The 23,468-nt window shown below is 71.0% G+C and carries 23 protein-coding genes, 1 tRNA gene and 1 riboswitch; of the genes, 11 read left to right on the top strand and 13 right to left on the bottom strand.

The annotated features are described in order from the left end of the window. Positions 1 to 149 precede the first annotated feature (149 nt). From ACFYPD_RS11500 to ACFYPD_RS11485, 4 genes are read right to left on the bottom strand one after another with little or no spacing between them, the layout of a single operon-like run. Complete coding sequence (locus tag ACFYPD_RS11500) at positions 150 to 800, bottom strand: aminodeoxychorismate/anthranilate synthase component II (RefSeq protein ID WP_387111607.1); 651 nt, start codon at positions 798 to 800, stop codon at positions 150 to 152. 5 nt (positions 801 to 805) lie between these two features. Continuing rightward, a complete protein-coding gene (locus ACFYPD_RS11495; RefSeq protein ID WP_357331993.1) occupies positions 806 to 1,081 on the bottom strand; it encodes a hypothetical protein in 276 nt (91 codons plus the stop codon). A gap of 3 nt (positions 1,082 to 1,084) precedes the next feature. Continuing rightward, positions 1,085 to 2,509, bottom strand: coding sequence for a class E sortase (locus ACFYPD_RS11490; RefSeq protein WP_387111606.1), 1,425 nt, complete (start codon positions 2,507 to 2,509; stop codon positions 1,085 to 1,087). After that, on the bottom strand, positions 2,506 to 3,312 hold the full coding sequence (locus ACFYPD_RS11485; protein WP_387111604.1) for a DUF881 domain-containing protein: 807 nt from the start codon (positions 3,310 to 3,312) through the stop codon (positions 2,506 to 2,508). The genes ACFYPD_RS11490 and ACFYPD_RS11485 overlap by 4 nt, the downstream gene beginning before the upstream one ends. 230 nt (positions 3,313 to 3,542) lie before the next feature. Between ACFYPD_RS11485 and ACFYPD_RS11480 the strand changes: the two genes are divergently transcribed. Continuing rightward, a complete protein-coding gene (locus ACFYPD_RS11480; RefSeq protein WP_357667557.1) occupies positions 3,543 to 3,806 on the top strand; it encodes a cell division protein CrgA in 264 nt (87 codons plus the stop codon). 191 nt (positions 3,807 to 3,997) lie between these two features. Continuing rightward, positions 3,998 to 6,196, top strand: coding sequence for a (Fe-S)-binding protein (locus tag ACFYPD_RS11475; protein WP_387111601.1), 2,199 nt, complete (start codon positions 3,998 to 4,000; stop codon positions 6,194 to 6,196). A gap of 69 nt (positions 6,197 to 6,265) precedes the next feature. On the opposite strand, the gene ACFYPD_RS11470 is transcribed toward ACFYPD_RS11475, so the two are convergent. Continuing rightward, positions 6,266 to 6,943, bottom strand: a complete 678-nt coding sequence (locus ACFYPD_RS11470) for a GPP34 family phosphoprotein (RefSeq protein ID WP_387111598.1) — start codon at positions 6,941 to 6,943, stop codon at positions 6,266 to 6,268. Between the two features lie 107 nt (positions 6,944 to 7,050). Between ACFYPD_RS11470 and ACFYPD_RS11465 the strand changes: the two genes are divergently transcribed. The 3 genes from ACFYPD_RS11465 to ACFYPD_RS11455 all read left to right on the top strand — a co-directional run bounded on the left by ACFYPD_RS11465 (position 7,051) and on the right by ACFYPD_RS11455 (position 10,533). Next, positions 7,051 to 8,358: a hemolysin family protein gene (locus tag ACFYPD_RS11465; protein WP_387111595.1), complete on the top strand. Its 1,308-nt coding sequence runs from the start codon at positions 7,051 to 7,053 to the stop codon at positions 8,356 to 8,358. After that, entirely contained in the window at positions 8,351 to 9,355 is a 1,005-nt protein-coding gene (locus ACFYPD_RS11460; RefSeq protein ID WP_387111593.1) for a hemolysin family protein, read from the top strand. The genes ACFYPD_RS11465 and ACFYPD_RS11460 overlap by 8 nt, the downstream gene beginning before the upstream one ends. A gap of 164 nt (positions 9,356 to 9,519) precedes the next feature. After that, positions 9,520 to 10,533: an NlpC/P60 family protein gene (locus ACFYPD_RS11455; RefSeq protein WP_387111591.1), complete on the top strand. Its 1,014-nt coding sequence runs from the start codon at positions 9,520 to 9,522 to the stop codon at positions 10,531 to 10,533. A 73-nt stretch (positions 10,534 to 10,606) separates the two neighbouring features. Here ACFYPD_RS11455 and ACFYPD_RS11450 read toward each other — a convergent pair whose 3' ends face one another. Further along, positions 10,607 to 12,604 (bottom strand): N-acetylmuramoyl-L-alanine amidase, encoded by a 1,998-nt coding sequence (locus ACFYPD_RS11450; RefSeq protein ID WP_387111588.1) that lies wholly within the window; start codon positions 12,602 to 12,604, stop codon positions 10,607 to 10,609. Between the two features lie 257 nt (positions 12,605 to 12,861). Next, positions 12,862 to 12,997, top strand: a riboswitch (cyclic di-AMP (ydaO/yuaA leader). Positions 12,998 to 13,010: 13 nt separating this feature from the next. Here ACFYPD_RS11450 and ACFYPD_RS11445 point away from each other — a divergent pair. Next, positions 13,011 to 14,048 carry an NlpC/P60 family protein gene (locus tag ACFYPD_RS11445; protein ID WP_387111585.1) on the top strand — a complete coding sequence of 346 codons (1,038 nt, stop codon included), beginning with the start codon at positions 13,011 to 13,013 and terminating at the stop codon, positions 14,046 to 14,048. A gap of 71 nt (positions 14,049 to 14,119) precedes the next feature. On the opposite strand, the gene dcd is transcribed toward ACFYPD_RS11445, so the two are convergent. Further along, positions 14,120 to 14,698 (bottom strand): dCTP deaminase, encoded by a 579-nt coding sequence (gene dcd / locus ACFYPD_RS11440; protein ID WP_357272344.1) that lies wholly within the window; start codon positions 14,696 to 14,698, stop codon positions 14,120 to 14,122. Positions 14,699 to 14,776: 78 nt separating this feature from the next. On the opposite strand from dcd, the gene ACFYPD_RS11435 reads away from it, so the two are divergent. Beyond that, positions 14,777 to 15,322, top strand: coding sequence for a pyridoxamine 5'-phosphate oxidase family protein (locus tag ACFYPD_RS11435; protein WP_387111583.1), 546 nt, complete (start codon positions 14,777 to 14,779; stop codon positions 15,320 to 15,322). Positions 15,323 to 15,409: 87 nt separating this feature from the next. On the opposite strand, the gene ACFYPD_RS11430 is transcribed toward ACFYPD_RS11435, so the two are convergent. After that, entirely contained in the window at positions 15,410 to 16,393 is a 984-nt protein-coding gene (locus tag ACFYPD_RS11430) for a zinc metalloprotease (protein ID WP_387111580.1), read from the bottom strand. A 224-nt stretch (positions 16,394 to 16,617) separates the two neighbouring features. On the opposite strand from ACFYPD_RS11430, the gene ACFYPD_RS11425 reads away from it, so the two are divergent. Then, positions 16,618 to 16,691, top strand: a tRNA-Gly gene (locus ACFYPD_RS11425). Positions 16,692 to 16,780: 89 nt separating this feature from the next. Here ACFYPD_RS11425 and ACFYPD_RS11420 read toward each other — a convergent pair. Genes ACFYPD_RS11420 through ACFYPD_RS11410 form a run of 3 tightly spaced genes read right to left on the bottom strand, consistent with a single transcriptional unit; the run spans position 16,781 to position 19,113 of the window. After that, positions 16,781 to 18,010 (bottom strand): tyrosine-type recombinase/integrase, encoded by a 1,230-nt coding sequence (locus tag ACFYPD_RS11420; RefSeq protein ID WP_387111577.1) that lies wholly within the window; start codon positions 18,008 to 18,010, stop codon positions 16,781 to 16,783. After that, complete coding sequence (locus ACFYPD_RS11415) at positions 18,010 to 18,234, bottom strand: excisionase family DNA-binding protein (protein WP_387111575.1); 225 nt, start codon at positions 18,232 to 18,234, stop codon at positions 18,010 to 18,012. The genes ACFYPD_RS11420 and ACFYPD_RS11415 overlap by 1 nt, the downstream gene beginning before the upstream one ends. Before the next feature lie 60 nt (positions 18,235 to 18,294). After that, positions 18,295 to 19,113 (bottom strand): LysR family transcriptional regulator, encoded by an 819-nt coding sequence (locus ACFYPD_RS11410; protein WP_387111573.1) that lies wholly within the window; start codon positions 19,111 to 19,113, stop codon positions 18,295 to 18,297. A 96-nt stretch (positions 19,114 to 19,209) separates the two neighbouring features. Between ACFYPD_RS11410 and ACFYPD_RS11405 the strand changes: the two genes are divergently transcribed. Continuing rightward, positions 19,210 to 20,415 (top strand): MFS transporter, encoded by a 1,206-nt coding sequence (locus ACFYPD_RS11405; RefSeq protein WP_387111571.1) that lies wholly within the window; start codon positions 19,210 to 19,212, stop codon positions 20,413 to 20,415. Positions 20,416 to 20,493: 78 nt separating this feature from the next. Continuing rightward, positions 20,494 to 20,658 carry a hypothetical protein gene (locus ACFYPD_RS11400; protein ID WP_334491583.1) on the top strand — a complete coding sequence of 55 codons (165 nt, stop codon included), beginning with the start codon at positions 20,494 to 20,496 and terminating at the stop codon, positions 20,656 to 20,658. A 33-nt stretch (positions 20,659 to 20,691) separates the two neighbouring features. On the opposite strand, the gene ACFYPD_RS11395 is transcribed toward ACFYPD_RS11400, so the two are convergent. Then, positions 20,692 to 21,195 (bottom strand): MarR family transcriptional regulator, encoded by a 504-nt coding sequence (locus ACFYPD_RS11395; RefSeq protein WP_387112361.1) that lies wholly within the window; start codon positions 21,193 to 21,195, stop codon positions 20,692 to 20,694. Positions 21,196 to 21,290: 95 nt separating this feature from the next. On the opposite strand from ACFYPD_RS11395, the gene ACFYPD_RS11390 reads away from it, so the two are divergent. Beyond that, complete coding sequence (locus ACFYPD_RS11390; RefSeq protein WP_387111568.1) at positions 21,291 to 21,782, top strand: SgcJ/EcaC family oxidoreductase; 492 nt, start codon at positions 21,291 to 21,293, stop codon at positions 21,780 to 21,782. A gap of 539 nt (positions 21,783 to 22,321) precedes the next feature. Here the strand turns inward: ACFYPD_RS11390 and ACFYPD_RS11385 are convergent. Further along, positions 22,322 to 23,428, bottom strand: a complete 1,107-nt coding sequence (locus ACFYPD_RS11385; RefSeq protein ID WP_387111565.1) for a 12-oxophytodienoate reductase — start codon at positions 23,426 to 23,428, stop codon at positions 22,322 to 22,324. Positions 23,429 to 23,468 lie beyond the last annotated feature (40 nt).

Here is a 23,468-nt window from a genome sequence, read left to right as displayed (position 1 = left end):
CGCCCGCGGCACCGGGGTGGGGGGCCCGTCCCCCACCCCGCCGCCCGGCGGTTTCGCCCACCCCGCACCGAACGCCCCCACCCCGGCGGTGGGGGGGGGCCGGGGCCCCCGGGCCCCCGCCACTTCGCGTAGCTGACGTAAACGAAGCCTCAGGCCGCGGCGAACGCGGCCAGGCGGCGGGCGTCGACCTCGGCCGCCAGCTCCGGGGCCCGTTCCAGCGCCTCGGGGAAGCCGCAGACGGCCAGCCAGTTGGCCAGCATGAGGTGGCCGCCCTCGGTCAGCACCGACTCGGGGTGGAACTGGACACCCTCGATCGGCAGGGTGCGGTGCCGCATGGCCATCACCACTCCGGAGCCGGTCCGGCCGGTGACCTCCAGCTCCTCGGGGAGCGTCTCGGGCAGGACGGCCAGCGAGTGGTACCGGGTGGCGGTGAACGGGTCGGGCAGGCCGGCCAGCACGCCCACCCCGTGGTGGCTCACCAGGGAGGTCTTGCCGTGCAGCAGCTCCGGCGCCCGGGTCACCGTCGCGCCGAGCGCCTCGCCGATGGCCTGGTGACCGAGGCAGACCCCGAAGAGGGGAAGCTTGCCGGCGTACTCCTTGATCACGTCGAGGCAGATCCCGGCGCGGTCCGGGCTGCCCGGCCCGGGCGAGAGCAGCACCCCGGCGGCGCCCACCCGGCCCACCTCGGCGACGTCGATCTCGTCGTTGCGCCGCACCTCGCAGTCCACGCCGAGCTGGCCGAGATATTGCACGAGGTTGAAGACGAACGAGTCGTAGTTGTCGATCACGAGAATGCGCATCGGGGTCACCTGCTCGGGGTGGAGGGCGGGGCGTTGTTCGTCTCGGTGCTGTAGGGGATCTCCTCCTCGGACGGCCGCTCACTCGGCTCGGTGAGCCCGCCGTCGTCCCCCGGCACGCCGGAGTCCTGAGTGACCTGCACGTCGTCGAAGGGGAGGAGGGGTTCCGCCCAGGGGAAGACCACGAACCAGAGCAGGGCGACCGTCGCGGCGGCCAGCAGCACCGAGCCGATCAGCTTTCCGGGCAGCCCGAGCGGGAGCTTCCGCCAGATCCAGCCGTACACGCCTCAGCCCTCCAGCTCGGCCGGGCGACCCGTCGCCTTGGCCTGGACGTGGTCCAGCCGGGCGTGGATGATCAGCCGCTGGTAGTTGTCGAACTTGGGGTTGCAGGTCGTCAGCGTGAGCAGCTTCTCGGTCGGCGGCTCGTTCGGCTTGCCCGGCACGGGCGCGACGACCTCGACCTGGTACGGCTTGACGATCCGCTGCTGGTAGACCTTGTAGATGAACCACTCGGTCTGGGTCTCCACGACGACGGCGTCGCCGGGGCGCAGCTCGTCGAGGCGCCAGAAGGTGGCCCGGATGCGGTGCCCGGCGATGGCGAAGTTGCCCACCTGGCCCGGCATGGCGCTCTTCGGGTAGTGGCCCGGGGCGTACCGGATGTCGTCCGGGCTGACCCCTTCGACCACCACCCAGTGCTTGTCGAACTTCGGGAGGTAGAGCCCGGCGACCGGCTTGCCCTCGGCGGGCGGCTTCGGCTTGGCGCTCGGCCCGGTCGTCGGCCCGACGGTCGGGTCCGCCCCCCACTCCTGGGCGAGCTGGCTGCTCAGGTCGTTCTGGTGGGCGTCGACGATCACCGCCTTGCCCCAGATCTCGTAGCCGGCGAAGAGCAGCACCACCAGACCGAAGGTGATCAGCACCTCGCCGGTGCCGCGCACGACCGCCCGCAGCCGGGAACCGACGGTGGGCCGGGTCAGCTCGGAGTAGACGCTCTTGTATCCCTCGCCGGTCTGCTCCGGCCGGAGCTGCACGACCCGCTCGCCGCGGCGGGGCTGCGGCGGCTCGGCCGGGGTGCCGACCGGGTCGCCGTCGCCGGTGTCCGGGACCGGGGGCACGGCGCCCATGAGCGCGGTGTGGTCCGGTGCCGCCGGACGGGCCGGCGGGCGGCTGACGGTCGGGATCAGCGCGGTCGCTCCCGGGTCCGCCGGGCCGGTCGCCGCCGGCCGCGCCGCCTCGCCGCGGCGGGGCTCGACCGGGTTCCCGGCCCGCTGACGCTCGCGCCGATCGCCGAGCGGTGGGATGAACGCGGTGGGCGCGTCACCGGGGCTGGAGGGCCGTACCTCGGCGGTCGGCGGGTCGAGCCGGCGCCCGGGAGCCGGCCGGTGCTGGTCCTGCGCGGCACCCCGGGGACGCCGGTCGTGGGAGGCGGCGGGGCCCTGCGGCGCGGCGGGTGGCGGTGACAGCGGCCGAGCGGCGGGGGCCGGCGGGCGGCTCCGGTCGCCGGGCCAGGCCGGCGGCGGGGACGCGGGCGGTCGCGGTCGCGCCGGCCGCTGTTCGGTGACCGAGGGGGGCGCTGCCTGGTCCGGCCAGGGCAGGTCGAGCGGGGGGCGGGGCGGCGTGGGTGCCGGCCGGTCGACCTTCGGGAGGAAGGCGGTCGCGTCCTCGCTCGGGTCTCGATGGCGCCCGTCCCGCTCCCGGGGGTCGTCCGGTCTCACCGGGGAACCTTTGCCGACTGCAGTGCGGTCGAGTCCTCGAACGCCGGCACGGTGACCGTGGAGACGGTCTCGGAGTAGCCGAGCTGGTAGTGGTCGACGGCTTCCCTGAACAACCGGACTCCCTTGGACGCGGCGAGTTCCCGCTGGAAGGCGGCGGGGTCACCGATGGCCACGATCTTGAAAGGAGGGGAGTACACCCGGCCGTGCAGCAGCAGAGTGTTACCGACGCAGCGTACCGCGCTGGTGCTGAGGACGCGGACGTTCATGATTGACATGGCCTCCGCGCCGCCCGCCCAGAGCGCGTTCACGACGGCCTGGACGTCGCCCTGGTGGACCACCAGGTCGTCGTTGCTCGCACCCTTGGGCAGGCTCTGGTCGGCGCGCCGGGGGGCGTCGTTCAGTTCGATGGTGATGCCGTTGCCGGTGAGCGCGGTGAACCCGGCGGCCTGCCGGGTGGCGGCGGCCCGGTCCCGCTGTGCCTTGATCGGGCCGTCGGCGCCGGCCAGGGCGCCGGTCTGCTCCTCGACCTCGGCGCGCAGCCGGGCGGCCTTCGCCTCGCTGGCCGCGACCTGCTCGCGCCGGTCCTCGATCAACTGGGTGAGCTGGGGACGCCGGTCCTCCCGCAGCGGGGTGCCGCCGGCGGTGGTCGCGGTCGTGGTGAACAGGAGCCCGGCCGCGGCGGCGATCAGGGGTACGCCGATCGACCAGCCCGGGCGACGCTGGCGCGGCCGGCGCGGCAGCAGGCCGACCACCGCGCGCCGCAGGACCTTCTGCCAGGAGGCGGCGCCGGACGTGTACTCCACCGGGCGTTCCCTTCCCGTCGTCTCGTTCCGGCCCGCGACGGCGCGGACCGGTCTGCTCGACCCGAAAAGTCCCGCTCTTTTCGGTCGCTCCGTGCACCGGCCTGACCCCATTCGTGGCCTGGAGGGGCCGGCGGGACTACGCTAGCTGTCGAACATTATTGGCCATGGACCGTCGCCCCCGCGCCCGGTTGTCAGGCCGGACGAGGTCGTACCCCCCTCTGGAGAGCGTCGTGCCCAAGTCTCAGGTCCGCAAGAAGAAGGTGTACACCCCGCCGACGGACGTGCGTCCGACGGCGACGGCGGCGACGCGCAAGCCTAGCCCGGTCTGGCTGCCGATCACCGCGGTCGCGCTGATCGTGGTGGGCATCGGCTGGCTGGTGATCTACTACCTCTCCGAGCAGGCCTACCCGGTCGCCTCGTGGGGCTACTGGAACCTCGCGGTGGGCTTCGGCGCGATGGTCTCCTCGCTGATCCTGCTCTCCCGCTGGCGCTGACCCCGGCCGGCTCCGCCGCCCGGTGATCACGGGCGTACGTCACGCCGGGACGCCCCTGACCGGCGCCCGGCGCCCGCTGCCCCTAAGGTGTCGGCAGGGCGGCGTGGCCGGATGCGAGATGACTCACGTTACTGCTGGGTAACCTTGCGCGTAGGCTGCACTGACAAGCAGCAGACCGGGAGGCCAACTCGATGGGCAGCGTCCAGATCGTCACCACGATCCTCGCGGCCGCCATCACCGCCGTGGCGGTGGGGCTTGCGGTGCGCGCGGTCATGAAGATGACGGCCGTCATCCGGCTCGGGCAGCCCGCGCCGGAGCGGTTCACCGACAAGGGCGCCCGCACGACGAAGATGCTGGTGGAGACCGCCGGCCACACCCGGATGCTCAAGTGGAGCGTGGTGGGCGCGGCGCACTGGTTCGTGATGGTCGGGTTCATCGTGCTGTCGCTGCTGGTGCTCGAGGCGTACTTCGAGGTGGTCACCCCCGGCGGCGGGCTGCCGATCATCGGGCACTGGACGATCTTCGGCCTGGCCACCGAGTGGATCGGCATCCTGGGGCTGGCCGGCATCCTGGTGCTGATGGGGATCCGGCTGCGCAACCGGCCCACCCGACCGGGCGGCCGCTCCCGGTTCACCGGCTCGACGATGTGGCAGGGCTACTTCGTCGAGTGGGTCGTGCTGCTGGTCCTGATCTTCGGCTTCGTGATCCGCGGCTTCAAGGTCGCCACCGACCACTTCGAGTACCCGGTCTGGGCCACCCCGCTGAGCCACGCGGTCGGCGCCGCGCTCCCGGCCTGGACGGCCGGCGTCAGCGTCGCCGCCCTCATCAAGATCGTCATCTCGATGACGTGGCTCATCGTGATCTCGCTGAACGTCACCATGGGCGTCGCCTGGCACCGGTTCCTGGCGTTCCCGAACATCTTCTTCAAGCGCGAGCCCGCGAAGGCGGCCGGCTCCGGCCTGGGCCCGCTGCGGCCCATGACGAGCGACGGCAAGCCGCTCGACTTCGAGGAGGCCGACCCCGAGAAGGACCAGTTCGGCGTCGCCCAGGTCGAGCAGTTCACCTGGAAGGGCCTGCTCGACTTCAGCACCTGCACCGAGTGCGGCCGGTGCCAGTCGCAGTGCCCGGCCTGGAACACCGGCAAGCCGCTGTCGCCGAAGCTGCTCGTGCTGAGCCTGCGCGACCACGCGTACGCCAAGGCGCCCTACCTGCTGGCCGGCGGGGGCAAGGACCTGACCGGCGAGGAGAAGGCCACCGCCGCGCAGCTCGCCCACATGGACGTGCTGGCCCTCGCCGAGGCCGACCGGCCGCTGATCGGCACCGCCGAGGAGGGCGGCGTCATCGACCCGGACGTGCTCTGGTCCTGCACCACCTGCGGCGCCTGCGTGGAGCAGTGCCCGGTGGACATCGAGCACGTCGACCACATCGTCGACATGCGCCGCTACCAGGTGCTGATCGAGTCGAGCTTCCCGTCCGAGGCCGGCGTCATGCTCCGCAACCTGGAGAACAAGGGCAACCCGTGGGGCGCCCCGCAGAACACCCGGGAGGACTGGACCAAGGGCCTCGGCTTCGAGGTGCCGCGGGTCGGCGAGGTCGACGACTTCGAGTACCTGTTCTGGGTCGGCTGCGCCGGTGCGTTCGAGGACCGGGCCAAGAAGACCACCCGCGCGGTGGCCACGCTGCTCAACGAGGCCGGCGTCTCCTTCGCCATCCTCGGCGAGGGCGAGACCTGCTCCGGTGACCCGGCCCGCCGGATCGGCAACGAGTTCGTCTTCCAGATGCTCGCCCAGCAGAACGTCGAGACGCTGAACGAGGCGTTCGAGGGCCGGGAGAAGAGCAAGCGGAAGATCGTTGCCACCTGCCCGCACTGCTTCAACACGCTGGGCAACGAGTACGGCCAGCTCGGCGGCGAGTTCGAGGTGGTCCACCACACCCAGCTGCTGGCCCACCTGGTGGCCGCCGGCAAGCTCACCCCGGTGCAGCCGGTCGACGGCGGCGTGACCTACCACGACCCCTGCTACCTGGGCCGCCACAACCGGGTCTTCGCCGCCCCGCGCGAGGTGCTCGGCGACGCCATCCAGGGCGAGCTGACCGAGATGCCGCGCAACAGCGAGCGCTCCTTCTGCTGCGGCGCCGGCGGCGCCCGGATGTGGATGGAGGAGAAGATCGGCAAGCGGATCAACGTGGACCGGGTCGAGGAGGCCATGTCCACCGGGGCGAAGACCATCGCGGTCGGCTGCCCGTTCTGCTCGACGATGCTCAACGACGGGGTCAACGGCAAGGGCGCCGGCGAGCAGGTCGAGGTCATCGACGTCGCCAGCGTGCTGCTCCGCTCGGTCAAGCCCGACGCCCCGGCGGGCGAGAAGGAGACCGAGGCGGTCGCCGGCTGAGGCGTACCCCCGGAAAAGCTGAACCACGACGGCGGCGGCACCCACGCGGGGTGTCGCCGCCGTCGCCGGTCAGGAGACCGTGGTGACCGCGATGGCGGCCGTGGTGGCGGCGGTCGTCGCCACCAGCACCGCGGCCTGCGTCTCCTCGATCGCCTTCTTCGTGGCCGCGGAGGCCCAGTCGCCCGCGGCGATCTCGGTCAGGCGGGCCTTGACCCGCTCCCTGGGCAGTTCGCGGAAGAGCGTCCGGTCCAGGCCGATCGCCCGGGTCAGGGTGAGCAGCGCGGCCGTCCGCGCGTCCACGGGGCCGTCGGCGGCCAGCGCGGCCAGCATTCGCTGCCGGGCCGCGGTCTCCACCGCCGGCTCCGTGCCGGTCGGCGAGGGATAGCGGGTACGCGGGAACACCCACAGCACCCGGTCCGCCTCGCGGCGCAGCACCCCGGCGTCGACCAGGCCGTCGAGCACCCGGTCCGGCAGGCCCTTGGCCAGCTTGCCGATCCAGTCCTTCGGCTTGCGCGGCCGGTCCCCGGCGACGGTGGCGAGCGCGTGGTCCAGCAGCGGCACGCCGGTCGGAGCGGGGTTGGTCACCGCCAGCCGGCCGTCGGTCACCTCGACCCGGCCGGCCAGGGCCAGCTCCAGCAGGACGGCCCCGGCGACGCCGTAGTCCAGGTGCGGCCGGCCGAGCCGGTTGGTGCCGGCGTCGTCGTGGGCGAGCAGGACCAGTTCGTCGGTGAGCAGCAGGCGGTTCATGCGAGCCACGCTACGTCGGGTTCGCCAGCCCGCCGGTCGCCGGTTCGTGCCCGCTGCCGGCCCGTGGAACAATCGCGCTCATCGACGGCCTGCTGCTCACCACGCTGTTGCCCCTGGTCGGCTTCGTGCTGCTGACCGCCGGCAACGCGTTCTTCGTCGCGGCCGAGTTCGCCCTGGTCACCGTCGACCGGGCGGAGATCGACCGGCGGGCCGGCGAGGGCGACGGCCGGGCCGCCGCGGTACGCCGGGCGCTGCGCGAGCTCTCCTTCCAGCTCTCCGGCGCCCAGCTCGGCATCACCATCACCGCGCTGCTCACCGGCTATCTGGCCGAGCCGGCGCTGGCCCGGCTCTTCGCCCCACTGCTGCGCCCGGTCGGCGGGGCCGAACGGTTCACCGGGCTGCTCGCCCTGGCGCTGGCCACCCTGCTCTCGATGCTCTTCGGCGAGCTGGTGCCCAAGAACCTCGCGCTGGCCCGGCCGATGCCCACCGCGCTCGGCACCGCCGGGCCGATGCGGACCTTCTCCCGCACCTTCGGCTGGCTGATCCGGCTGCTCAACGACTCGGCCAACCGGCTGGTCCGGCGGCTCGGTGTGGAGCCGCAGGAGGAGTTGGCCAGCGCCCGCTCCCCGGAGGAGCTGGGACTGCTCGCCGCCATCTCGGCCCGGGCCGGGGCGCTGCCGCCGGACACCGCGATGCTGCTGCGCCGCACCATCCGGTTCGGCGACAAGCGGGCCGCCGAGGCGATGACCCCGCGGGTCGACGTGATCGCGCTGCGCGCCACCGCGACGGTCGCCGAGCTGCTGGACCTGTCCCGGCAGACGGGCCGGACCCGGTTCCCGGTCTACGAGGAGACGCTGGACCTGGTCACCGGCGTGGCCGGGGTGCCGGACGCGCTCGGCGTGCCGCTGGCCAGCCGGGCCGCCACCACGGTCGCCGCGGTCGCCCGCGAACCGGTGTACGTCCCGGAGAGCCTCGACCTCGACGGCGTGCTGGCCGCGCTCAAGGACGCCGGCGCCGACCTGGCCATCGTGGTCGACGAGTACGGCGGCACGGACGGCGTGGTGACCGTGGAGGACCTGGTCGAGGAGCTGGTCGGGGAGATCGCCGACGAGTTCGACCCGGCCGCCGTGGACGATCTGGGGCCGGTCGAGCTGACCGTGCCGGGCGGCGAGCGCACCGTGCTCGTGGACGGCGTGCTGCGCGAGGACGAACTGATCGAGCAGACCGGATTCCGGCTGCCCGAGGGGCCGTACGAGACCCTGGCCGGCTTCCTGATGGCCCGGCTCGGGCACATCCCGGTGCCCGGCGAGACGGTCGAGGAGGCCGGGTACGAGTTCACCGTGGTGGAGGTCGACCGGCACCGGATCGAGCAGGTCCGGGTGGTCCGCCCCGAGGAGCCCGACGACGGTGAGTGAACTGCTGATCGCCCTGGTGCTGCTGCTCGGCAACGCCTTCTTCGTGGGCAGCGAGTTCGCCCTGATCGCCTCCCGCCGTACGGTGCTCGAACCGCTGGCGGCGACCTCGAAGCGGGCCCGGTGGGCGCTCTCGGCGATGAACCAGATCCCGCTGATGATCGCCGGGGCGCAGCTCGGGATCACGGTCTGCTCGCTCGGCCTCGGCGCGATCGCCGAGCCGGCGCTGGCGCACCTGCTGGAGGCGCCGTTCGAGGCGCTCGGCCTGCCCGCCTCGGCGGTGCACCCGGTGGCCTTCGTGATCGCCCTCGGCGTGGTGGTCTTCCTGCACACCGTGGTCGGCGAGATGGTGCCGAAGAACATCACCCTGGCCGGCCCGGAGCCGTCGGCGCTCTGGCTCGGCCCGGCCATGCTCGCCTTCTGCCTGGCCACCAAGCCGCTGCTGCTGGCCATGAAGTGGGCGGCCCGGCAGGTGCTGTGGCTGTGGCGGGTCGAGGCGACCGACGCCGTGAAGACCGTGTTCACCGCGGAGGAGTTGGCCGGCCTGGTCTCGCAGGCGCGTACCGAGGGGTTGCTGGACGCCGAGGAGCACGCCCGGATCACCGGCGCGCTGGCCCTGCACACCCGGACGGCCGCCGACGCCCTGCAACCCTGGTCGACGGTGACCACGGTGGCCGAGGACGTCTCACCGGCGTCGCTGGAGGTGCTGGCCACCCGCACCGGCCGGTCCCGCTTCCCCGTGGTGCAGCGGTCCACCCGCCGGGTGCTCGGCTTCGTCCACGTGAAGGACGTGCTGGGTTACGCGGGCGCGACCCGCCGGGCGCCGGTGCCCGCCGACATCTACCGGCCGCTGGCCGTGGTGCCGCCCGACCGTACGCTGGCCGACCTGTTGCTCTCGATGCGCCGCGAACGCCGGCACATGGTGCTGGTGAGCGACGGCCGCCGACCGCTGGGTGTGGTGACACTCGACGACGTATTGACGGCAATCGTTGGCAAGTGAATGAATACCCTTGGTGTGCAAGCGGTTGCGCAGACGTGATTGAACTAAAGGTCGCCTTGATTCCACCCCCGTGCCTTCCCTAGTGTGGGGCACCGACCGCTGTGGGTCGTCTGCCTCGATCTTCCCTCTCGCGAGGCGCCCGGCGGTCGGTTGCAAAGGAGTCCGTGCCGGTGGCAACCATGCCCCCTCAACGTCACGCCCCGAGCCCGCCCGGCCGACCGGCCGGGTTCCACCGGGTGGTACGCCGTCTCCTCACCGTCGTCGCGGCCGTCGCGGTCGGCGCCGGGCTGCTGGCGGCCCCGGCGCACGCGGCGCCGTCGGTGGACGAGATCGACGCCCAGATCGACAAGCAGTGGGAGAAGCTCGAACCCACGATCGAGCAGTACAACAAGGTCCGCTCCCAGCTCAAGGTCAACAAGAAGAAGTCCGCGGACCTGCAGAAGAAGATGGTGCCGCTGGAGCTGGAGTCGGCGCTCGCGATGAACAAGGTCGGCGACATCGCCGCCCGCTACTACATCCAGGGCCCGTCCCAGGAGATGGGCGCCCTGCTGGTCAACAGCAGCCCGGGCACCCTCGCCGAGCAGCTGGTCATCCTCGACCGGCTCGCCGACGACCAGCGCAAGCAGATCGCCGGCGTGCTCGCCGTCCGGGACAAGTACAACCGGCAGAAGCAGAAGCTGGACGCGCTGATCGCCACCGAGCTCAAGCAGGAGAAAGAGCTGGCGACCAAGAAGAAGCAGATCGACGCCGAGATCAAGCGGCTGACCGCGATGCTGCCGGTGACCTCGATCCGCCCGGCGGGCTGCCCGGCCATCGACGGCGTGGTCAGCAGCGCCGCGCGTACCGCGATCAAGACGGCATGCGCGCAGGTCGGCGACCCGTACGTGTGGGGCGCCACCGGCCCGAACTCGTTCGACTGCTCCGGCCTCACCCAGTACGCCTACAAGGCGGCGGGCATCTCGCTCACCCACTTCACGGGCGCGCAGTGGAACGAGGGCCGCAAGGTCTCCCGCTCCGAGGCCAGACCGGGTGACCTCGTCTTCTTCGGCAGCGACCTGCACCACGTCGGGCTCTATCTCGGCAACGGGGTGATGGTGCACGCCCCGCGGACCGGCAAGCCGGTCCAGGTGTCGAGCATCAGCACACAGCCGCTCGCCGGTTTCGTCCGGGTCAGCTGACCCGTCCCCCGAACGACGAGAAGGCCCCCGGTCCATGCGGACCGGGGGCCTTCGCCGTGGAGCGCCGCTGCTACTACCTCGGTGCGCCGATCGGGGACGGCAGGATCAGCACGTCGTCGAGGTTCGCGTACATGATCCGGTGGCCGAACTGGATCTGCACGTACCGGGTCTCGCCGCGGACCACGGTCCGGTCGTCCGGCGCGGAGCCGTCGAACGAGACCGCCCGGTAGTACTCGCTCGGCAGGACGCCGCCGACTGCGTACCGCTGGCCGGCCGCGAAGGTGTACTGGAGCGGGGAGACGCCCTGGAAGGGGATGGTGGCCGGGTAGGCCTCCTTCTCCGGGTAGGCCCGCCCGTACACCGGGATGGTGGCCTTGCCCGGCTTGGGGGTCACCACGAAGCCCGTCGACCACTTGGCCGTGGGCGCCGAGGCCGGGTTGAGGAACCAGGCCTTCTGGCCGAGGTACCAGATCGCCGTCCAGTCACCCTGCACGTCCGCCAAGGCGTACGTCTGCCCGGCCGAGGCGCGGGCGCCGTGGTCGGAGATGTACATGGTGTCCGGCGTGCCGTTCGGCCGCAGCCCGCGGTCGTTGACCAGCGGGGCGGTCGCGCTCGGTGCGGTGTGCAGGACCACCGCGGACGAGCCGCGCAGCGGGCACGGCGCGGCCGGCGGGGTGGGCTTCGGGACGCCCGGCGGCTGCTGGTTGCAACCGACGAAGGCGGGCTGGTTGGTGGCGAAGTCCGGGTCGATGGTGACCAGGCCGGTGTGCGCGTTCCCGAGGGACCGGAACGGGGCCTTCATGAGGTCGAAGTAGTGCGACCAGTCCCAGTACGGGCCCGGGTCCCAGTGCATGCCGGCCACGGTGCCGGCGGTGGTGCCGGGCACGTTGTCGTGGCCGATGATGTGCTGCCGGTCCAGCGGGATCTGGAACTTCAGCGCCAGGTGCCGGACCAGCTTGGCCGAGGTCCGGTACATGGCCTCGGTGTACCAGGTGCCGTGGCCGGCGAAGCCCTCGTGCTCGATACCGATGGACTTGGCGTTGACGTACCAGTTACCGGCGTGCCAGCCGACGTCCTTGGCCTTGATGTGCTGGGCCACGTAGCCGTCCACCGACCGCAGCGTGTAGTGCCAGCCCAGGTAGGTCTTCGTCTGCACCAGCTTCACGCTCGGGCCGAAGTAGCCCTCGGTGTCGTGGATGACGATGTATTCGATCTTCTGCTGGGCCGGCCGGTTGCCGAGGTCGTGGTTGCCGTAGTCGCCGGAGTTCGGGCCGTACTTCTCATAGGGGGCCGGGATCCACTCGCAGGCGAGGCGGACCGGGCACTCCAGGCCGTCCGGCCGCTCGGCGCGGCGCAGCCCCAGCTTGTGCAGCCCGGACTGGTCCGGCGTCACGGCGGTGGCGGCGAGGGTCACCCGCTGGCCGTCGTCGGTGGTCCGGGCCGCGCCGAGGCCGAGCTGGTCGTAGACCTCGTCGGCGAAGGCCGCCGCCGCGTCCTCGGTGTCCGCGCCGGAGTAGCGGGCCACCGCGCCGTACCAGGCCGCCGGGTCGCTGCCGGGGCCGACCGGCGCACCCAACTGCTTCTGGTACGAGGCGAGCAGCGCCGCCCCGCCCCGGATGTTCGCGGCCGCGTCGGTGCGCAGCCCCTCCTCGCTGAGGCCGGTGAGCGCCGCGGCGGCGTCGAGCGTCTGCAGGGACGCCTGCGGCAGCACGTCCTCCGCCGGTGCGGCCGCGATGGCCGGGTCGAGGGTGAGCGGGCGTGAGTCATCGCCCCGCGGGTCCTCGTTCTCGTCCACGTGGCCGCTGGCCGGAGTCGCGAGGACCTGCTGGGCGTCGGTGAGGTGCATCGGGCCGTAGCCGCCGCTGGTGCTCGGCTGGCCCGGGTGGGTGTCCCAGCGCGACTCCAGGTACGAGACGCCGAGCAGGACGCTCTGCGGCACGCCGTACTCCGCTGCGGCGGCGGCGTACTGCTCCTGGCGGTCGCTGGTGGGTTGGGCGGTGAGCGGTTCGGCGGCCACCGGTCCGGTCGCCACCAGCGCGGTGGCCGCCGCGACGGCGGCCGCCAGCAGCATCCGTCTACCCGACGGCGGGGGTGAGAGGTGCATCGAACCTCCAGACAGGGATGGGGGTCACTGCGTCCTCACCCTCACCCCGCACACCCTCCGGGTCAATACCTTTCCAGCAAGTAATCTCGTATGAAGAAATCCTTCATTCCGGGCGGGCAGGACGTACGGAGTGTCACGGCGTCTCGGGTTGCGGATTGATAACGACGCTCTCTACTCTGGTCAATCGTCGGCCGCGAGCTTCACCGTCCATCCCGGGTGGTGACGGTCCGACACCGCCGAGTCGCCTCCGGGCGAGCCGGGGACCCAGGTATCTGGGGTGAATCCGCAGCCACTGCGGTAGGGCGCCTCCCTTCCCGCCCGAACCCGTCAGCTAACCCGGTAGGCGGCCAGGAAGAAGGAGTACGGAAGCCCGGTGGCACACCATGCCCCGCGGCCACCGTCGGTCCGGTCGGTCGACCGGTCGACGGCTACGCCGCGTTCCCGCTGGTCCCGTTGCACCACCGCCCTCGCCGCCCTGGTCGGCTCCGCCGTCGTCCTGACCGGCGGCGCCACGGCGGCACACGCCGAACCGTCGGTCGCCGAGATCGAGCGCCAGATCGACCAGGACTGGAACAAGCTCGAACCGATCATCGAACAGGTCAACGCCACCCGCGAGCAGCTCGCCGCCAAGCGGAAGCAGGCCGCCTCGCTGGCCAAGCAGATCGCCCCGCTCCAGGCCCGGGTGGACGCCGCCCTCGGTCAGGTGGGCGGACTCGCCGCCGACGCGTACAAGGGCGACAACAACCTCTCCACCGTCAACGCGCTGCTGGGCAGCCGGTCGCCGAGCGACCTGGTGGACGGCCTCGCACTGCTCGACCGCTTCGCGAACCGCCAACAGGAGCAGGTGCGGACCGTCGCGGAGCTGCGCGACCAGCTGGCCGCCAAGAAGCAGCCGCTGGACGAGATGATCACCGAGCTGTCGCGTACCGAGGCCCAGCTCGCGGCCAAGAAGAAGCAGATCGACGCCGAGATCGTCAAGCTCCAGAAGCTGCGCCTCAAGGTCTACGGCAACGGCGGCGGCGGTCCGCTGCGCCCGGCGCCCTGCCCCGCCGGCTACCCCGGCGGCCCGGCCGGCGTCGCGGTCAAGTTCGCCTGCGCCCAGATCGGCAAGATCTACGTCTGGGGCGCCGCCGGCCCGGACCACTACGACTGCTCGGGCCTGACCATGGCGGCCTGGGCCAAGGCCGGCGTCTCGCTGCCGCACAACGCCCGGCAGCAGCACAATGTGACCAGGCGGGTGAGCCGGAGCGAGTTGCGCGCCGGTGACCTCGTCTTCTACTACAGCGACCTGCACCACGTCGGCATGTACGTCGGTGACGGCTGGGTGGTGCACGCCTCCCAGTCCGGCAAGCCGATCACGATGAAGCGCGTCGACGACGGCCAGATCAACAGCTATGGCCGCCCCGGCTGAGTGGTGAGGAGGGGCCCCTTCTGACGCCTCAGGTAGCGGAAGGGGCCCCCGTTTTACCGCTTTCCGGTTGGTCAGCGGGTCGGCCAGGTGCGCCAGTTCTGCCAGGAGCGGCTCGGGGTCGGGCCGCGCTGGCCCTGGTAGCGCGAGCCGTAGACGGCAGAGCCGTACGGGTGCTCGGCCGGCGAGGAGAGCCGGAAGATGCAGAGCTGGCCGATCTTCATGCCCGGCCAGAGCGTGATCGGCAGGTTCGCCACGTTGGACAGCTCCAGCGTGACGTGACCGGAGAAGCCCGGGTCGATGAAGCCCGCCGTGGAGTGGGTGAGCAGGCCGAGCCGGCCCAGCGAGCTCTTGCCCTCCAGGCGTCCGGCGAGCTGGTCACCCAGCGAGATCACCTCCAGCGTGGAGGCGAGCACGAACTCGCCCGGGTGCAGCACGAACGGCTCGCCCTCGGGCACCTCCACCATCGAGGTGAGGTCGTCCTGCTGCACGGACGGGTCGATGTGCGTGTAGAGATGGTTGTTGAAGACCCGGAACAACCGGTCCAGACGTACGTCGATGCTGGACGGTTGCACCAGCGTGGGCTCGAAGGGCTCCAGCGCGAGCGTGCCCGCCTTGATCTCGGAGACCAGGTCGCGGTCGGAGAGCAGCATCGGAACACCATAGCGACCGGTACGGGTGACCTGCGTGTCGGACTACATCTTCGTACACCTGTTCGATAGAATGTCCGCATGGCTTCCTGGTCCGAATTCGCCGCCGACGAGCCCCGACTCGCCGACGAGATCCGCCTCCTGTTGCAGCAGTACGGGCCGGGTTTCGGCTACCTCGCCACGGTCCGCGCCGACGGCGGCCCGCGCGTGCACCCCGTCTCCCCGGTCATCACCGACGACGGGCTCTGGTGCTTCGTCATCGACTCGCCCAAGCGTCGCGACCTCGAACGCGACGGCCGCTACGCGCTGCACTCCTTCCCGCCGGAGGAGTGCGACGACGAGGCCTACGTGGCCGGCCGCGCCCTCCCGGTGACCGACCCGGCGACCGTCGCCCGGGTGGCCCGGATCGGCCGGGCCGCGCCGCAGGGCGACTGGCGACTGTTCGAGTTCACCGTCGACGTGGCGATGCTGACCCGGCGCGACCAGGTGGCCCGCCCCGGTTCCGGCCGGCCGGAGGTGCGCGTCTGGCTCGATCCGCGGGCGACCGCCCTGGCCCGGCGTGACCCGCTCGCCCCGGAAGGCCGGCGGGGCCGGCACGGCTTCGACACCCGACGCCCCGCGGCCTGACTCCGTACCCGATGGGTTCCTGCCGTGAAAAGCCGGTGCCGGCCCCGTCCGAGGACGGGACCGGCACCGGCGTGTGATGCGTGGCGGTCAGGCCGCGCGGTAGGCGTTCCACGCGGTCAGCATGCGGCTCGCCTGACCAGCGGTGAACTGGTACATGCACGAGTCGTAGGTGTAGTCCATGAAGTTGGTGATCGGGTCCTTGCCGGTGGCGGTGCAGGTGTCGCGACCGGTCGGGCACTCGAAGGCCGGCGAGGCCTCGGCCGGGGTGTCGGAGACGCTGTCGCCCGAGCCCGAGCAGCCACCCTGGAAGGTGTGGTAGAGGTTCAGCCAGTGGCCGACCTCGTGGGTGCCGGTGTCGCCCTGGTTGTAGTTGGTGGCGGTGCCACCCGGCAGCGACTCGCTCAGCGCGACCACGCCGTCCATGCTGTTCAGCTTGCGCTGCGGGAAGGTGGCCCAGCCGAGCAGGTCGTCGCTCAACTCACCCAGGTAGAGGTTGAGGGTGTTCTTGCCGCCCTCGCGCAGCGACGTCTTCATCGAGCGCTCGGCGGAGGAGCCCTGGACGATCGGGTACCAGGCGGCGTTGGTGACGTGGTGCACCTTGGTCAGCTGGAAGCTGAAGGCGGTCGCGGCGCCACCGGTGCCACCGCTGTACGCCGTGTTCAGCACAGCGATCTGCTGGGTCACCATCGAGTCCGGGATGTTGCCGCCGGCCCGGGTGCTGTCCCGCTGGATGACGTGGACGACGACGGGGATCGTCACCGTGGCCAGCGGGGTGGCCCCGGCGCCGGCGCGGAAGCTCGCCCGCTCACGCAGCGCCGCGGCGAGGTCGGCGTCACGCTCGCGGACCTGCTTGGCGGTCAGCTCGTTCGGGTCCAGCTTGGCGTGTCCGCCCTTCTTCACCCGCGCGTCCGCGTGGACGTCGGCCGGCTCGGCGCAGGAGCCGGACGGGGCGGCCGAGAAGGCCGAAGCTGCGGGGACGACGCCTACGGCGGCGGTGCTGAGCAGCAGCGCGAGGGTCGTCGACGCGACGCCGGCGGTACGCCGGGTCAGCAGGTTGGGACGAAGTCCCATGGGCCCACCTCTTTCTGCGGGCGCGACAGGGGGTATGTCACGCCCGGTCGGAGAACGTGGAGGAGACGTTACATCCGATCGACGGATTTGAGAACGCCCATATGTTGCCGTGGTGAAACTTGTTCCTGGTAGTCCGCGGGTCGCCGCGCGTGCTCGACGTGCGATCGGCTACGGGGGTGCCTGGGTGCACGGAGGTGGTGACCTCCTGTACAGTGGTGCCGCCTGCGGGTGTAGTTCAATGGCAGAACATCAGCTTCCCAAGCTGACAGTGCGGGTTCGATTCCCGTCACCCGCTCCACGTGAAAGGCCCTGGTCAGGACGGCAGTCCGAGCCGGGGCCTTCGACGTTCCGTAGCCAAGGACCAGGCCGCGTGCCATTAACGTGCCATTAGCCCCGGTCATCCCCGGCCCCGTCCCGGTCCGCTGACCGCTTCTTGCCCTTCTTGCCGCCCGGCTTGCCGTTGGTCTTGCCCGCGCCGCCGGCCGGCTTCTTGGACGTCTTCCGGTCCGCGCGCAGCACCTCGTGCAGCGCCTGGGCGATGGCACGATCCGCCTCCGCCGTCGCGTGCTGGTAGATCAACGCGGCCTGCGATGAGTCGTGCCCCATCCGGGCCATCAGGTCACGGGTGCTCGCCCCGGTCCGCGCGGCGAGGGTGTTCCCGCTGTGCCGCAGATCGTGGAAATGCAGCTCCGGCTGGCCGATCCGGGCGACACTGGCCTTCCAGTTGATGAGCTTGTTGAGGTTGCCCCGCCAGATCGGCCGCCCGCTCTCGGTGGTGAACACGAACGCGTCCGGGTTGTCGTCGACTTCCGCCGCCAGGTGGTCGCTCACGACCTCGACCACGGTCGGTGGCAGGCTAACCGTGCGCCGGCTCGCCCGGGACTTCGGTGGACCGAGGACCAGGCCGACGCCGCGCTGCTCGGTGTACGCCTGCCGGACCCGGATGGTGCCGGCTGCCGTGTCGATGTCCTGTCGTTGGAGTGCGGCGACTTCACCCCAGCGCAGGCACCCGAAGGTGGTGACCAGGACCAGGGCGCGGTACCGGGGCGGCACGATGTCGGCCAGCTTGAAGACCTGGGCGAGCGTCAGCACTGGGCGCTCCGCCGGCTTCTCCTGGTCGGCGCCCGGTATCCGGCACGGGTTCTTGGTCAGGATCTCGTCTTCCTTGACCGCCGTCATCAGCACGGCGCGCAGCAGCCGGTAAGCCTTGGCCGCCATGCTCTCGGAGACGCCATCGCCGAGCAGCTTCGCCCGCCAGTCGCGGATCATCGGTGTGTCGAGCCGGCCCAGCTCCACCCCGCCGAGGTACGGCACGATGTGCTTGTCCAGGAGCCAGCCGTACAGGTGGACCGTCCGGGGCCGCAGGTTCGGCCGCTGATCGATCCACCGCCGCGCATAGTCCCCGAGCGTCACCTTGGCACGTGCCGGGTCAACCCACTCCCGCCGAGCCATCTGCGCCTCGACCAGCGTGAGGTATCGGTCCGCCTCAGATTTGCGGACAAACGTCTCCGGCGCGTTGCGCATTTGGCCATCCGGCCCTGGGTAGCGCGCCTGGTACCGCCCGGATGGCAGCTTGCGGACGTTGCCGAACCGCCGGTGCCCGTCCTTGTTCGCCATCAGGCCACCTGTCCCAGCCCGCGCCAGACGCCAGAGGCGGTCAGCGGTTCCACTCGTCCAGCATCGACGTGAGCGTCTACGTCCGACACCTTTAGGCGCACGCTGCGGCCGACCTTGTGGAAGGCGATGCGTCGCTGAGCGACCAGCCGGCGAACGTAGCGGACGCTCATCTTCATGCGTACCGCGGCTTCCTCGACCGTGAGCACTTCGTCCACCGCCGTCATGCCTCCCCGCTTTCCAAGCACTGTGGGCACGACATGCTCGGGGTCTCGACGGGCTCGTGCTCAGACCATGCGTCGTAGCGCGGTCTCCACGGCGTCGATCAGCGGATCACCTGTGGTCCGTGGGTGCCGTGCGAGACCGAGCTCGACGTCCGGCAGGGTGGGCAGGGCGTCCGCGTCGTGGCAGGCCATGACCGGTTCGAGGTTCGCGGGCATGAGCGCCGCGACGCCGAGCCCGGCCCGTACCGCGGCGAGCACACCGACCAGGCTGTTGCTTTCGAACGTCACCCGCCAGCGCCGATCGGCACGTTCCAGCGTTTCCAGCACTGACGTACGCCAGAAGCACGGGTCCGAGAACAGCACCACCGGCAGCGGATCGGCAGCCACGTCCACACCCTGGCCGATCGCCCAGACCAGCGGGCGGCGTACCGTCCAGCGCGGCGGCCCGGGAACCTCCGGCACCTCGTTGAGCACGAGTTGGACGCGGCCCGCGTCGTAGGCCTCCCGCATCGCGGCGTTGGGCAAGCTGAGCACCTCCAGCGTCGCGCCGGGGTGCAGCCGGGCGAGGTCGGCGAGGGCCTGCGGAAGCTGGGACGCGGCGAGGTCTTCGAGCAACCCGACGCCGCAGTGGCCGGTAAGCGCGCGTCCGGTTTCGGTGAGTGCCTGTGCGGAGAGCGAGAGAATGCGTTCGGCGTACGGCAGGAGCTCCTCACCCGCCCGAGTCGGCGAGACGCCAGACGGCGACCGGTAGAGCAGCGGACGGCCGACAACGCTCTCGAGCTTGCGCAACTGCTGGCTGAGCGCGGGCTGGGTATGTCCGAGCGCGGTCGCGGCGCGGCTGATGCTGCCCGCCCGCACGGCGGTGACGAACGACCGCAGCAACCCGGTCTCAAGGTCTCTGGCCATAAGTATTCATTATGGCAGCTCCAACAAACTAACCACTTCCTATGACGTGGCGGACGATCTAGCGTCACGCTGGTGACCGGATACCGACAGGTACTCGCCGTGCCAGGGATGGCATCGCTGCTGGGCGTTTCGCTGCTCGCCCGTGTCGCGATCACGGCTGACGTGATGGCGCTGACGATGCATGTCGTGCTGGGTCTGGACATGAGCTATGCGGCAGCGGGTGGCGTCGCGGCGGCCCTGACCGCCGGAGTGGCGCTGGGCGGGCCGCTGCTCGGCCGCATGATCGACTCGCGGGGCCTGCGCACCGTGCTGCTGGTAACCGTCGTAGTGCAGGTCGTGTTCTGGCTGAGCGTGCCGATCCTGCCGTATGGGTTCCTGCTGGTCGCCAGCTTCGTGGCGGGTCTGCTGATGGTGCCGGCCCAGGCGGTGAGCAGGCAGGCGATCGCCGCGATGACGACAGTGGAGCAGCGCCGGGCCGCGTTTGCGCTGGAAGCGGTGCAGGGCGAGCTGTCGTACATCGTGGGCCCGGCGGTGGTGATCCTGTGTGCGGCGAAGATGTCCCCCGATGTGGTGGCGTGGGGAGTCGGTGCCGCGATCGTGGCCGGCGGAGCCGGAATCGCCTTGCTCAACCCGCCGCTGCGTGCCGAGGACGAGGCGGATGCCGGCGCGGCCGGACGGCCCCCGCGCACGCAGTGGCTGGGCGCCGGAATGATCGCCGCGCTGACGATGGCGTTCGGTGCCACGACGCTGCTCAGCGGCGTCGACCTCGCCATCGTCGCCACGCTGCAAGAAGCAGGTCAGATGTCCTGGGCTGCCGTGATCGTAGTGGTGTTCGGCGTGTCGTCCGTCGTCGGCGGGCTGATTTATGGCGCGCTGCCCCGGCCGCTGCCCACGTGGCTGCTGCTCGGCTTGCTCGGGCTTGTGACGATTCCCGCCGGGCTCGCGCACGACTGGCCCTGGTTGTGCGTGGCCGTCGTCGGCAGCGGGCTACTCACCGCGCCGACCCTTTCCACGGTGGCCGACGCGGTGAGCCGGCTGGCGCCGCCCGGCGTGCGGGGTGAGGTAATAGGTCTGCAATCTTCAGCGCAGAGCGCGGGTTTCGCGCTCGGATCCCCGCTCGTCGGCGTGGCGATCGACCTCTCCGTGCCAGCGGGCGGCTTCGCGGCGGCCGGGCTGGCCGGCCTCGCCGCCGCACTGACCGGACACCTACTGTCCCGCCGCTCGCCCGCTCGAACGGCGGTGCCCTACCACCCTGCTCCAGTTGATCTCAGATATTGAGCGTGGCGAGGCGGAGGCGGGGGTGCCGCGATCCTGCCGGGAGACGAAGTACGACTCGCGGGTGAGCTGCCAGCCAGCTTGACGGACGACGATGCCGCTTGGCTGCGAGAAACCGTGTTCGTCGTCCGCTACGTCGGTGACGACGCGACAATCGACGTGCAACCGGATTTGACCGAGGACTACGTGATCAAGGCAGTCCCGATTGCCATCATGAAGCCCGCAAAGACGCAGAGCGCGGCGTAGAACCGAGCATCCGCTCACGCCGCCGACCGCTCGTCACTCCACGTTACGGCGAGTGACTGGCCCGGCTTCCGATCGTGCCGATGAGCGGATCAGCGGCCCTGGGGCGGCGCGGGGATCCATGCTGACCCGTGCCGTCTGGTTTTCTTGTACGTGGCGGACGGTCTGTAGAAAGTCGAGGATCGTGGCGAGTTGGTCCTTGTTGTACCTGCCGAGGGCCTGGGCGCCGGCTGCGCCGACGGGTAGGTAGATGTCTTGTTCAACGGCGCGCGCGGCGTCCGTTGCGGTGACCAGGACCCGCCGTCGGTTCTCGGCGTCTCGGGTACGGGTGACCAGGCCGGCGCCTTCCAGGCGGTCGATGACCGTGGTGGTCGCCGCTGGGCTGAGTTTGAGGGCGCGGGTGAGTTCCCCCGCGGACAGCGGACCGTCGTTGGCGAGGACGAGATCCATCGCGCGCAGGTCTGTGCGGTTGAGTCCGAGCCGAGCGGCGGCAGCTTCGTCGAAGGCGTCGAAGCTCTGCTGGAGCAGCCGCAGTTGCATCGCCACGTCCCGGACGAGTCTATCTTTCGACATTCGAAACCTTCCGCTATCGTAGCGTCCGACGATCGAAACGATACCAGTTTGCGGAGGGCACGATGACCACCGACGACCGCCAGATCCAGGAACTGTTCGGCCGGCTCATGCAGGCCTGGACCGACAACGACGCCGTCGCCTACGGAGCCTGCTTCACCGAGGACTCCGACTACGTCTCCTACGACGGAACCCGCACCATCGGCCGCCTCGACATGCAGAACGCCCACAACCAGCTCTTCCGCGGCGTGCTCGCCGGTTCCGCACTCGTCGGTGACGTCGAGTCGATCCGGCAGGTCGCTCCAGGGGTGGCGATCGTCCACGGCACCGCGTCGGTGCTGATGCCCTGGCGCTCGAAGCTGCCCAAGCGACGCCTGTCCCGCCAGACACTGGTCGCCGTGCGCACCGACGGTGGCTGGCGGTTCACCGCACTGCACAACGGGCGGGTGCGTCCAGTGCAGATTCCGGCCCCAGATTCGCTGCCCTCTCGCATGGCTCAGGCCATGGGCCACGCAGCCCGCCGCCTCGGTGTGGGCCGGGCTACTGCCAGAACCTGACCGTCCCGGCCGAAGCTCGCCTCTACCGTGACGTCCTCATTTGCCGCGATCCGCGCTCGGAAGTCACAGATCAGTTGGCGGACGACTGTCGCGCATCAGTTGACGGAGGACAGCAGCTCGCCGGATGACGTTGCCGAATTGCGCTCTATCAGATCAAGGCGGCCCGCAAGCGGGCCGCGCCGGCCCGGCCCCGGCCTGCTGGCGACCTCCGGCCGGCATCGGCCGGGCCGGCCGGCCACGCTTGGGATGACCAAGCCCTTGAAGACCTCGGGGCTCCGCCCCGAACCCCGTCCCTCCTCAGAGATCCAGCCGGGGCGAATCACCTCGCCGGGCACCACAAGGGCTACCAGCCTCCCCGGACGGGGCCAAGGTCGTTCGTCCGGTAGGGCGCTCCACCTTGTCCCCGTCCGGGGAGGCTGGACGGTCTACGACTGCCCGACGAGGAGATCCGCAGTCCTACTGCCGAAGCAGGTAGCTGAATGTCTAGCCCGTCCACCCAACCTGCGAGCCGCTGCCCCGAGTAACCCGACACCCGCGACTTAGTAATACGCCTCCTCGTGAGACTTGCGGTAGTCGACGATGGCGTCGAGCTGTCCTGCGGCGGCGTGGGTGACCCAGGCGGGGTTGCCCAGTAGGATGCGGCCGAGCGCGACGAGGTCGAACTCGCCGGCCGCCACCCGCTCGACCAAGCCGGAGACTGACTCGGGGCCGCCGGGCCGCAGGAAATCGTGGGTTAGGCCAACCGAGCCTACCGTGATCGTCGGCAGGCCGGTGAGACGCTTGGCCCAGCCGGCGAGGGTCAGGCCCGAGCCGGGGAACGCAGGCTGCCAGAACCGCCGCTGGGACGCGTGCAGCGCGCTCGCACCGGCCTCGGCTAATGCGGTCAGGATCGCGTCCAGCTCGGCGGGGGTCTCCGCGATTCGGGCGTCAAACCGCCGCTCTTTGAACTGCGAAAACCGCACGATTACCGGGCGGTCCGCAGGAAACTGCGCGCGGACGGCGCGCACGACTGCGGCCGGAAACGCCGCCCGCCGCTCCGGCGAGCCGCCAAACGCGTCGGTGCGCCGGTTGGTGAACGGCCATAGGAACTCGTCCAGCAGGTAGCCGTGCGCGGCGTGGATCTCGACCGCGTCGAATCCGGCCCTGGTTGCCACTCGGGCTGCCTCGGCGTACGACTCCAGCAGCTCGTCAATGTCGGCCGCCGTCATCGCGTGGCTTGCCGGCCGACCCGGCTCACGCACACCGGATGGCGTCCACGCCTCCAGCCCGTCGACCGGCTCGCGCAGGCTGCCCAGGTGCCACAGCTGCGCGGCGATCCGGCCACCCACAGCGTGCACCTCATCGACCACACGCCGCCAGCTTGCCTCGGCGGCACCTGCGGTCATCCGCGGCACCGCGTCCTCGTGGCCTGCGGTGGGATGGCCGACCCAGACTCCCTCGGTGACGATGAGCCCGATGCCATGCTCGGCCCGGCGGCGGTAATACCCGGCTACCTCGGGCGCCGGCACCCCGCCTGGCGAGTGGAACCGGGTCATCGGCGCCATGACGAATCGGGAGGCCAGCGGCAGACCGGCGAACGTGACTGGCTCCAGCAGCGCCGCCACCGGCAGGTTGACGTCCGGGCGCGAGGTAGAGATCGCTGTCATGCCCTCACGGTAAAAGTTGACACCGGTGTCAAGGGCAAGC

It is taken from the genome of Micromonospora sp. NPDC005299 (genome assembly GCF_042872345.1).
Classification (GTDB): domain Bacteria; phylum Actinomycetota; class Actinomycetes; order Mycobacteriales; family Micromonosporaceae; genus Micromonospora.
The sequence above is the reverse complement of the archived record's forward strand: the minus strand, read 5'-3'. Positions and strand labels throughout refer to the sequence as shown.